Here is a 10,196-nt window from a genome sequence, read left to right on the forward strand (position 1 = left end):
TCGGCTCCCGGCTCGGGTGTGACACATTCCATCCGTCCAGCGCACGCGCGTGCGCGCGTACGGATGTGACGAGGGGGCGGAGCGGGGCCTACGCCCGGTCTCCGCAGGCGGCCGTCCCGCACCGGCGCCGGATGCCGTCGGGCGAGGTGTCGTGGAAGCGCAGCCCGCAGTCATCGGACGCGCAGGTGCGGATGCGGCCGGGCGCGGAGCCCAGCAGGTCCAGGTAGGCGCGCACCGCCGTCCAGGCGGGCCCCCAGGCCGGATCGGCGAACTCGGCCCGCTCGCCGGGGCCTTCGGGGGTCAGGGTGATGCGGACGCGGCCGTGTTCCAAAACCGCGTCGAGCAGTGCGCGGGCGCTCGCGTCGGCCGGGTCGGCCACCGCCCGGGCCAGGGCCTCGCGGGCGGTCAGCAGGTGCACCAGGGCCGGGGCATCGGCGCGGAAGCGGTCGGCCAGGCCGGCGCTCTCCAGCCAGACGGCGACTCCCTCGACGCGGGTCAGTCCGGCGGCTCCCGCGAAGAGGTCCAGCGGGGTGCCGTCCACGGTCCAGCGGGTGTTCAGCAGGTCGAGGACGACCGGCTCCCCGGTCAGGGGTCGTGGGTCCGCCGCCGCCATGTCCTGCCCCTCCGTACCGTCTCGCCAACCCCTCAAGCGTACGGGGCCGGCCGGCGCCGGCGGTCACGCCGGGGCGCCCCGAGCGCGCCCCGGCCCGTCCGCCTCCGGCGGCTCACCGGGGGAGCACCACCAGGTACGCGGCGGGCTCGTCGTCGGCGGCCGCCGTCAGGGCGGTACGGACGACCGCGGCCTGCTGCTCGGGCCAGTCGCGGAGCTTGCGCGGGGTGACGTGCAGGACGGTGATCCCGAGCCGCTCCAGGGTCTCCCGCTTGCGGGCGGACTCCGACCACTGCTCGTCCTCGCCCTGGCGCGGCGCCCGGGTGTCGATCTCCAGAGCCACACCCTGCTCGGGCCAGAACGCGTCCACCCCGCCGAGGTGCGGGCCCCCGGGCAGCCGCAGGTCCACGTTCCAGACCGGCTCGGGGAGGTCGAAGCCCCGTACGATCCGGTAGAGCCGGTCCTCGGCGATGGCCCGCCCCTCGGCGAGGAGCGACTCGACGGCGTCGACCACGTGCGGCCGGTTCAGCAGCCGGGCCAGCGTCAGCTCCCGTACGACGGCGACCGGTTCGCAGTGCCCGCCGCGGACGGCCTCGCTGAGCAGGCGGCGTACGGTGCCGGCGTCCGCGAGCTGTGCGACGGCGTCGGCCACGGCCCGCGCGACCGGAGCCACCGGCAGCCCGGTCACCTCCTGCGACCGGGGCGGGACGTGCGCCCGCACGATCCGCACGTCGCCGGTGGAGCGGAGCCGGCGGGTGCCGGGGACGAGCACGTCGATGTGGGAGAGCGCCAGCAGCGCGGGCACCGAGGAGAACCGGTACAGCGCGAGCGCCGCCAGTCCGGTGATCATGGCCTCGCCGTTGCCCCGGCGCTCGGCGTACAGCAGCGCGGCGTGCAGCCGCTCCTCGCTCGTGGCCGGCCCCGGGTGGAGCAGGAAGACCCCCGGCAGGATCTGCCGCCAGGGCCGCTCGGCGGCGTCGGAGGCGGAGACGCCGTGCTGGCGCAGCTGGGCGAGGGTCAGCACGCGGGGGCGGGTGCCGGTGAGGTGGGCGAGGGGGAGGGGCGCGTTGTGGTTCATGACGCTGAGGTTCCCTCAGGCCATGGCCTCGCTAACCCTTGTTACACGTCCGTCGACAAACCGGGACAAGGCGGGGCTAAAGTACGGGCGTTCGACTGCCGATGGGGTGCCCGCTCCCCGCCGCGAACGGGCAGGTCCCGGGGCCGGGACCCGGGGGAACCGCCCCCGGGCCCCGGCCCGTCGCGCGTCAGGCGGAGGCGGCCGCGTCGCAACTCTGGGCGCGCAGGGCGCGGGCCAGGTCGTCGCGGGACTCCAGGACCAGCCGCCGCAGGGCCGGCGGGGCCGACGGGTGGCCGGCCAGCCAGGCGTCCGTGGCGCCCACCGTCTCCGCGGAGTCCTGGAGCGACGGGTAGAGCCCCTTCACCACGTCCATCCCGATCTGGATCGACCGCTCGGCCCACACCCGTTCGAGGACCTCGAAGTACCGCCCGGTGTAGGCGGCCAGCAGCCCGCGCTGCGAGGGCTGCTGCATGCCCGCGATCGTCGCCTCCACCAGCGCGTTCGACAGGCCGTCCGATTCGACGACCGCCGCCCACGCCTGGTCCTTGACCGCCTCCGACGGACGCGCCGCCAGGCACCGCACCTGGTGCCGCTTGCCCGACGCGGTGTCGTCCCGGGCCAGTTCGGCGGCGAGCACGCCCTCGTCCACCGCCCCGTGCGCGGCGAGCGGCAGCAGGAAGTCCCACCGCAGCTCCTGGTCCACGTCCAGGCCGTCGATCCGCGCCGAACCGTCGAGCAGCCCCAGGAGCAGCTGGAAGTCGCCCTCGGTCGTGGCGCCCGCCGCGAAGAACCGGGCCCAGGTGAGCTGGTGCTCCGACCCCGGCTCTGACAGCCGCAGTTCGTGCAGCGCGCCGGCCGCCAGCTCCCGGCCGCCCTGCTCGCGCCACTGCGGCGCCGCGTAGTGCGTGACCGCGGTCAGTGCCTGCGCGTGCACCATCTGCAGGACGCCGACGTCGCTCTCGCGTCCCGCGTGCGCCAGCACCAGCGCGGTGAAGTCCCGCGCCGGCATGAGGCCGTCGCGCGTCAGGTTCCACAGCGCGGACCAGCACAGCGCCCGCGCGAGCGGGTCCGTGAGGTCGCCCAGGTGCGCGCGCAGCGTGGCGAGCGAGCCCTCGTCGAAGCGGATCTTGCAGTAGGTGAGGTCCTCGTCGTTGACCAGGACCAGGTCGGGCCGCTCGCTCCCGGCCAGCTCCGCCACCGCGGTCCGCACGCCGACCACGTCCACCCCGGCCCGCGCGTACCGCACCAGGGTGCCGTCCGGCTCCAGCCGGTACAGGCCGACCGCGACCCGGTGCGGCCGGAGCTCCCCGCCCTCCTGGAGCACCGCCAGCTCGGTCACGCGCCCGCCCGCGTCGTACGTCACCACCGGGGTCAGCGCGTTCACGCCCGCGGTCTGCAGCCAGGCCCGCGACCACTCGGCCATGTCCCGCCCGGACACCTCCGCCAGCACCGACAGCAGGTCGTCCAGGGTGGTGTTCCCGTACGCGTGGGCCCGGAAGTAGCGGCGCGCGCCCTCCAGGAAGGCATCCCGCCCCACGTACGCGACCAGCTGCTTGAGCACCGCTGCGCCCTTGGCGTACGTGATCCCGTCGAAGTTCAGCTTCGCGTCCTCCAGGTCACGGATGTCGGCCGTGACCGGGTGCGTGGACGGCAGTTGGTCGGCCCGGTAGGCCCACGCCTTGCGGCTGTTGGCGAACGTCACCCACGCCTGGTCGAAGCGGGTGGCCTCGACCAGCCCGAAGGAGCCCATGAAGTCCGCGAAGGACTCCTTCAGCCACAGGTCGTCCCACCACTTCATGGTGACCAGGTCGCCGAACCACATGTGCGCCATCTCGTGCAGGATGGTGTTCGCACGGCGCTCGTACGCGGCCTGCGTCACCTTCCCGCGGAAGATGTACTCCTCGCGGAAGGTCACCATCCCCGGGTTCTCCATCGCGCCCAGGTTGTACTCGGGCACGAAGGCCTGGTCGTACTTCCCGAAGGGGTACGGGTAGTCGAAGATCTCGTGGAAGAGGTCGAAGCCCTGCTTCGTCACGAGGAAGACGTCGTCCGCGTCGAAGTGCTTCGCCAACCCCTTGCGGCACATCGCGCCCAGCGGGATCGTCAGGTCCCCGCGCGTGTAGGAGTCCGTGACGTAGTGGTACGGGCCCGCCACCACGCACGTGATGTACGTGGAGATCGGCGCGGTCTCGGCGAACCGCCAGACCCCGCCCTCCCGGGACTCCTCGGCGCCATTGCTCCACACCTGCCACTGCGCCGGGGCGGTCACCTCGAAGCGGTACGGCGCCTTCAGGTCGGGCTGCTCGAAGTTCGCGTACACCCGCCGGGCGTCCGCCGGCTCGTACTGGGTGTAGAGGTAGACCTCGCCGTCCTCCGGGTCCACGAACCGGTGGAGGCCCTCCCCGGTCCGGCTGTACGCGCAGTTCGCGTCCACCACCAGGACGTTCTCGGCGTCCAGGCCGTCCAGGGCGATCCGCGACCCGTCGAAGACGGCCGAGGGGTCCAGGGCGCGCCCGTTGAGGGTCACGGAGTTCACCGAAGGGGCGATCAGGTCCGCGAAGGTGGCGGTGCCCGGGGCGGCGGCCCGGAAGCGGACCGTCGTCACGGAGCGGAAGGTCCGGGGACCCTCGGCCGGCTCGGCCTCCTCGACCGCGGAGCGGACGTCGAGGACCACCTCGTAGCCGTCGACGGACAGCAGCTCGGCCCGCCCACGGGCCTCGTCGCGGGACAGATTCTCTCCGGGCACCTGCACTCCTTCGTGCGTGATCGCGTTCTTCCGTCGAATCCTCGCACGGGGGGAATGCGCGGGGCCCCGGCCTGGTTGGCGACGGAGGACGTGGTCCCAGTGATGCCTTTGTCTGACTTGAGGAGAGACATGACCGACACCCAGGTGCGCGAGAAGACTCCGGTCGACTTCTGGTTCGACCCGCTCTGCCCTTGGGCCTGGATGACGTCGCGCTGGATGGTCGAGGTCGAGAAGGTCCGCGACGTCGAGGTCCGCTGGCACGTGATGAGCCTGGCCGTCCTCAACGAGAACAAGCTCGACGAACTCCCCGAGACCTACCGCGAGCTGCTCGGCCCCAAGGGCTGGGCTCCGGTGCGCGTGGTCATAGCGGCACAGCAGAAGCACGGCGCCGAGGTCACGGGCAAGCTCTACACCGCCCTCGGCACCAAGATCCACAACGAGGGTCACGGCCCGACCCGCGAGGTCATCGCCGCGGCGCTGGACGAGGCCGGCCTCCCGGCCGAGCTGCTCGCCTACGCCGACTCCGACGAGTACGACGAGGTGCTGCGGGCCTCCCACAACAACGGCATCGACCGGGTCGGCCAGGAGGTCGGCACCCCGGTGATCTCCGTCCCCGGCGCCGAGGGCGACGACGTCGCGTTCTTCGGTCCGGTCGTCACCCCGACCCCGCGCGGCGAGGCCGCCGCCCGTCTGTGGGACGGCACCCTGCTCGTCGCCTCCACGCCGGGCTTCTACGAGATCAAGCGCACCCGCACCCAGGGCCCCTCCTTCGAGTAGCCCGTCCGGGCCTGCGCACGGACGCACGGCCGAACGCCGGCGGCTTCCGCCGAGCACGCAGAAGGCCCCCGCGAGTCATGTCCTCGCGGGGGCCTTCTGGTGGACACGCCCGCCGGTGAAGGTTGAGAAGACGATCACGAGGCGGACGGGCGGGTGGCGCCGATCAGGCCTTGTCGGCCGGGATCAGCAGCGGGGTGTTCGCCTTGGCGTCGGCGTAGCGCTTGGCCACGTCCTGCCAGTTGACGACGTTCCACATGGCCTCGATGAAGTCCACCTTCTGGTTCTTGTACTGGAGGTAGAAGGCGTGCTCCCAGGCGTCGAACACCAGGATCGGCACGGAGGCCTGGCCCACGTTGCCCTGGTGGTCGTAGATCTGCTCGACGATCAGGCGGCCGCTGAGGGGCTCGTACGCGAGCACGCCCCAGCCGGAGCCCTGCGTCGCGGAGGACGCGAAGGTCAGCTGCTTGCGGAAGGCGGCGAAGGAGCCGAAGGACTCCGTGATGGCGGCCGGCAGGTCGCCGAGGCCGTCCTTCTCGTCCGGGATGCCGCCGCCGTCACCGGTCTTGGGGCTGGCCATGTTGTGCCAGTAGATGCTGTGCAGGATGTGGCCGGAGAGGTGGAACGCGAGGTTCTTCTCCAGGCCGTTCAGCGCGCCCCAGTTCTCCTTGTCGCGCGCCTCCTCCAGCTGTTCCAGCGTGGTGTTGGCGCCCGCGACGTAGGCCGCGTGGTGCTTGTCGTGGTGCAGTTCGATGATCTGCGGGCTGATCACCGGCTCCAGCGCCGCGTAGTCGTAGGGAAGCTCAGGAAGCGTGTAAATGGCCATGCGTGTGTCCGGTCCCCTCAGCGTGCCAACTGCTTATTGCAGTCAATGCGCAACTGCACGCTAGCAGTATCTATTCCGGACGACACGTAAGGGTTACCTCTCTGATCAAGTCCCCCGGAACGCCGGAAGCCGGGCCCATGCGTGCGCATGGGCCCGGCCTCTGACCTGCCGTCCGGCGGGGGTGTCGCGCCGGACGGGAGCCTTATCCCGCCGCGCGGACGGCCGCCCGGCGCTGCAGGATCCAGCCGGTCGCCGCGAGGGCGACGGTCAGCCCGCCGGTGAAGACGACCTGCACCCGGGTGTCCGCGTCCAGGGCCATCAGCGCCAGGACTCCGGCCACCCCGGCGAGCGCCACCCACGTCAGGTACGGGAAGCCCCACATCCGCACGACCAGCTTCTCGGGGGCCTCGCGCTCCAGCCGGCGGCGCAGCAGGAGCTGGGAGACGGCGATGAAGCCCCAGACGACGAGGATGACCCCGCCGACCATGTTCAGCAGCCAGGCGAACAGGGTGTCCGGGTACCAGTAGGAGAGGAGCACGGTGACGAAGCCGAAGCCGGAGGAGGCGAGCACCGCGCGGCGCGGCACCCGGCCGGTGACCTTGCCCAGCGCCTTCGGGCCCTGGCCGCGGGAGACGAGGGAGTAGGCCATGCGGGAGGAGCCGTAGATGTTGGCGTTCATCGCGGACAGCAGGGCGATCAGGATGACCACGTTCATGATCTCGCCGGCCGCGGGGATGCCCAGGCGGTCCAGGGTGGCCGCGTACGGTCCGTCCTGCGTCACGGCCGGGTCGTTCCACGGCAGCAGGGTCACGATGACCAGCATCGAGCCGACGTAGACGATGGCGATCCGCCACATCGTGGTCCGCACGGCCCGGGCGACGCCCTTGACCGGGTTCTCGGACTCGGCGGCCGCGATGGTCACGGTCTCCAGGCCGCCGTACGCGACGACCGAGGCGAGCAGGCCGACCAGCAGGCCGTCCACGCCGTTGGGCAGGAAGCCGCCGTCGTGGAGGAGGTTGGCGGTGCCGGGGGCGTCCGCGCCGGGCAGGACGCCCAGGACGGCGAGCACGCCCAGGCCCAGGAAGAGGGCGATCGCCCCGATCTTCAGGGCGGCGAACCAGAACTCGAACTCGCCGAAGTTCGAGACGGCGGCCAGGTTGGACCCGCAGAACACGGCCATGAAGACCAGCACCCACATCCACGAGGGGGTGCCCGGGAACCAGCCGGTCATGATGTGCGCCGCGCCGATGGCCTCGATGGCCACGCCCACGCACAGCAGCGTCCAGAACATCCACCCCGCGGTGAACCCGGCCCAGGGGCCGATCGCCCGCTCCGCGTGCACCGAGAAGGAGCCGGAGGCGGGATCGGCGGCGGACATCTCGCCGAGCATCCGCATCACGAACATCACGAGCACCCCGGACGCGGCGTACGCCAGCACGATCGAGGGACCGGCGGCCGCGATGCCGGCGCCGGAGCCGACGAAGAGGCCGGCGCCGATGACACCGCCGAGGGCGATCATCGAAAGGTGGCGCTGCTTCAGTCCGTTGCCGAGGGGGGAGCCGGCGTCGGCTTGCGGCGGCGCCTGCTGCTCGGGGTGCGTGATCGTGCGCTGACTCATGCGCCCAGTGTGCCGATCGTCCGATAATCGGACGTTGTGTGTCCATCATTCGGACACCGGTTTCACCGGCCGTGATCCTCCTCGTACGACGCGCAGGTGCCCGGGACCCGAAGGCCCCGGGCACCCGCGGCGCGTGTCGGGGCGTCAGCCGGCCCGGCGCTCGCGGATCTCCCGCACCCACGCCACCAGCAGCACGAGGGCGGCGGCCCCGGTCGACCACAGCAGCTGCGGCCGGGCCGAGTCGTCGAACAGCATCAGCACCAGCACCGCCGCCATGCCGACCAGCGCGGCCCACGTCAGGTACGGGAACAGCCACATCGGCAGCGTGAGCCGCTCCGGCATGTCCCGCTCGATGACGCGGCGCAGCTTCAGCTGCGAGACCGCGATCAGCGCCCACACGAACAGCAGCACCGCGCCGACCGCGTTGAGCATGTAGAGGAAGATCGTGTCCGGCCACAGCAGGTTCAGCACGACCGACACGAAGCCGAAGGCCACCGAGGCGAAGACCGCCCGGCGCGGCACCCCGCCGCCCGAGACCTTCAGCAGCGACGTCGGCGCCTCGCCCCGCTCGGCCAGCGAGAACACCATGCGCGAGGACCCGTACAGGTTCGCGTTCAGCGCCGACAGCAGCGCCACGAACACCACGATGTTCATGATCTGGCCGGCCGCCGGGATGCCGATGGAGTCCAGCGCGGCGACGTACGGGCTCTCGCCGGGCTCCAGCGAGTCCCACGGCAGCAGGGTCACGATGACCAGCATGGAGCCGACGTAGAAGAAGAGGATGCGCCACACCGCGCTGCGCACCGCGCGGGCCACGGAGCGGGCCGGGTCCTGCGATTCGGCGGCGGCGATCGTGACGACCTCCAGGCCGCCGAAGGCGAAGACGACGGCGAGCATGCCGGCGACCACCCCGCCCATGCCGGCGGGGAAGAACCCGCCCTGGCCGGTCAGGTTCGCCATGCCGACCGGGTCGGTGTCGGGGAGCAGGCCGAAGATCGCGAGGGTGCCCAGGATCAGGAAGAGCACGATCGCGCCGACCTTGAGGGCGGCGAACCAGAACTCGAACTCGCCGAAGTTCTTCACGGCGGCCAGGTTGCTCACGGTGAAGACCACCATGAAGATCAGCACCCAGACCCACTGGTCCACCGACGGCAGCCAGCCGTTCGCGATCTTCGCTGCGCCGGTCGCCTCCACGGCCAGCACCACGACCAGCAGGAACCAGTAGAGCCAGCCCGCCGAGAAGCCGGCCCAGCGGCCCAGCGCCTTCTCCGCGTAGACGGAGAAGGAGCCCGAGGCGGGCATGGCGGCGGACATCTCGCCGAGCGCGCGCATCACCAGCATCGCGAGGACGCCCGCGAGCAGGTAGGAGCAGATGATCGCCGGACCGGCGATCCCGATGCCCGCGCCGGAGCCGACGAAGAGGCCGGCGCCGATCACGCCGCCGAGGCCCAGCATGGTCAGGTGGCGCTGCTTGAGGCCGTGGCTCAGCGGTTCCGCCGGGAGGTCCGACAAGGGTGCTTGTGACATTCCGACAGTCTCTCCGAGTCAGGAGCGGCGACGCAAAACGGACCTCACGCGCTTATCGCAGGGGTGATCCGCATCACTTCGGACGCTCTGGTTACCTCTTGGTAGAGGTTTTTTGTGAACACCCCACCACTGCGGGGATCATCGCTTTGTCCCGGGCGACGGTGGGGCCGGGCGGGGGGGCGGGGTTAGCGTCACGGTGTCCCGGTCGAACCCCGCACCCTCGGAGCCACGATGAGCACCGCTTCCGTCTCGCCCGCCGTCTTCCGGCCCGGCGCCGTCCTCGCCGACCTGCTGCCCGCGAGCCGCGTCCGCGACATCGCGCTCGTCGTCGGCGGAGCCGCGCTCACCGGGCTCGCCGCGCAGATCGCCGTACCGGTTCCCGGCTCCCCGGTCCCCGTCACCGGGCAGACCTTCGCCGCGCTGCTCGTGGGCACGGCCTTCGGTGCCCGCCGAGGCTTCCTCGCGCTCGCCCTGTACGCCCTCGTCGGCGCGGCCGGGGTGCCGTGGTTCGCGAACGGCACCTCCGGGGCCGGCGGGGCCTCCTTCGGCTACGTGCTCGGCATGCTGCTGGCCGCCACCGTCGTGGGCGCCCTCGCGCGGCACGGCGCCGACCGCTCGGTCCTGCGTACCGCGGGCACGATGGTGCTCGGCTCGGCCGTGATCTACGCGGTCGGCGTGCCCTACCTGATGGCCTCGACCGGGATGTCCCTGACCGCGGCCGTCGCGGCGGGCCTGACCCCGTTCCTGATCGGCGACGCGCTCAAGGCCGCGCTGGCGATGGGCGCCCTGCCCGCCGCCTGGAAGCTGGTGGGCCGCCTCGGCTGAGCGGCCCGTCCCCCAGTAGGGCGCCTGTACGGCAGCCCCGGACCGCGAGCGGCGGTCCGGGGCTGCTGTCGTTCCGGGGCGGGGCGGGGCGGGCGACGGCCGCGCCGCCCCCCCCCCCCCCCACAGGTCAGACCGAGGCGCGCTCGGCGGCCGTGCGGCGCCAGTAGCGGGCCACACCCCAGGCCCAGTCTC

General features: G+C 72.2%; 8 protein-coding genes. 2 read left to right on the plus strand and 6 right to left on the minus strand.

The genetic code is table 11. The features are described 5' to 3' along the window. Nucleotides 1-88 precede the first annotated feature (88 nt). From ACFWTC_RS30075 to pepN, 3 genes are all read right to left on the minus strand, one after another. A complete protein-coding gene (locus ACFWTC_RS30075; protein WP_384028021.1) occupies nucleotides 89-613 on the minus strand; it encodes a CGNR zinc finger domain-containing protein in 525 nt (174 codons plus the stop codon). 112 nt (nucleotides 614-725) lie between these two features. After that, entirely contained in the window at nucleotides 726-1,688 is a 963-nt protein-coding gene (locus ACFWTC_RS30080) for a hypothetical protein (protein WP_384028020.1), read from the minus strand. A 187-nt stretch (nucleotides 1,689-1,875) separates the two neighbouring features. Beyond that, nucleotides 1,876-4,434 (minus strand): aminopeptidase N, encoded by a 2,559-nt coding sequence (pepN, locus tag ACFWTC_RS30085; protein ID WP_384028019.1) that lies wholly within the window; start codon nucleotides 4,432-4,434, stop codon nucleotides 1,876-1,878. Nucleotides 4,435-4,563: 129 nt separating this feature from the next. Between pepN and ACFWTC_RS30090 the strand changes: the two genes are divergently transcribed. Beyond that, a complete protein-coding gene (locus ACFWTC_RS30090) occupies nucleotides 4,564-5,211 on the plus strand; it encodes a DsbA family protein (protein WP_383930280.1) in 648 nt (215 codons plus the stop codon). Between the two features lie 163 nt (nucleotides 5,212-5,374). Here ACFWTC_RS30090 and ACFWTC_RS30095 read toward each other — a convergent pair whose 3' ends face one another. From ACFWTC_RS30095 to ACFWTC_RS30105, 3 genes are all read right to left on the minus strand, one after another. Further along, nucleotides 5,375-6,034 carry a superoxide dismutase gene (locus ACFWTC_RS30095; protein WP_384028018.1) on the minus strand — a complete coding sequence of 220 codons (660 nt, stop codon included), beginning with the start codon at nucleotides 6,032-6,034 and terminating at the stop codon, nucleotides 5,375-5,377. A gap of 202 nt (nucleotides 6,035-6,236) precedes the next feature. Next, on the minus strand, nucleotides 6,237-7,652 hold the full coding sequence (locus ACFWTC_RS30100; protein ID WP_383930285.1) for an amino acid permease: 1,416 nt from the start codon (nucleotides 7,650-7,652) through the stop codon (nucleotides 6,237-6,239). Nucleotides 7,653-7,796: 144 nt separating this feature from the next. Further along, nucleotides 7,797-9,179 (minus strand): amino acid permease, encoded by a 1,383-nt coding sequence (locus ACFWTC_RS30105; protein WP_383930287.1) that lies wholly within the window; start codon nucleotides 9,177-9,179, stop codon nucleotides 7,797-7,799. Nucleotides 9,180-9,410: 231 nt separating this feature from the next. Between ACFWTC_RS30105 and ACFWTC_RS30110 the strand changes: the two genes are divergently transcribed. Further along, nucleotides 9,411-10,004, plus strand: coding sequence for a biotin transporter BioY (locus ACFWTC_RS30110; RefSeq protein WP_384028017.1), 594 nt, complete (start codon nucleotides 9,411-9,413; stop codon nucleotides 10,002-10,004). Nucleotides 10,005-10,196 lie beyond the last annotated feature (192 nt).

This window comes from Streptomyces sp. NPDC058619, from assembly GCF_042717785.1.
Taxonomy (GTDB): Bacteria; Actinomycetota; Actinomycetes; order Streptomycetales; family Streptomycetaceae; genus Streptomyces.

Coding starts and splice junctions, on each gene's coding strand:
- ACFWTC_RS30075 (WP_384028021.1), bottom strand. CDS start 613: ATGGCGGCGGCGGACCCACGACCCCTGACCGGGGAGCCGGTCGTCCTC.
- ACFWTC_RS30080 (WP_384028020.1), bottom strand. CDS start 1,688: ATGAACCACAACGCGCCCCTCCCCCTCGCCCACCTCACCGGCACCCGC.
- ACFWTC_RS30090 (WP_383930280.1), top strand. CDS start 4,564: ATGACCGACACCCAGGTGCGCGAGAAGACTCCGGTCGACTTCTGGTTC.
- ACFWTC_RS30095 (WP_384028018.1), bottom strand. CDS start 6,034: ATGGCCATTTACACGCTTCCTGAGCTTCCCTACGACTACGCGGCGCTG.
- ACFWTC_RS30100 (WP_383930285.1), bottom strand. CDS start 7,652: ATGAGTCAGCGCACGATCACGCACCCCGAGCAGCAGGCGCCGCCGCAA.
- ACFWTC_RS30105 (WP_383930287.1), bottom strand. CDS start 9,179: ATGTCACAAGCACCCTTGTCGGACCTCCCGGCGGAACCGCTGAGCCAC.
- ACFWTC_RS30110 (WP_384028017.1), top strand. CDS start 9,411: ATGAGCACCGCTTCCGTCTCGCCCGCCGTCTTCCGGCCCGGCGCCGTC.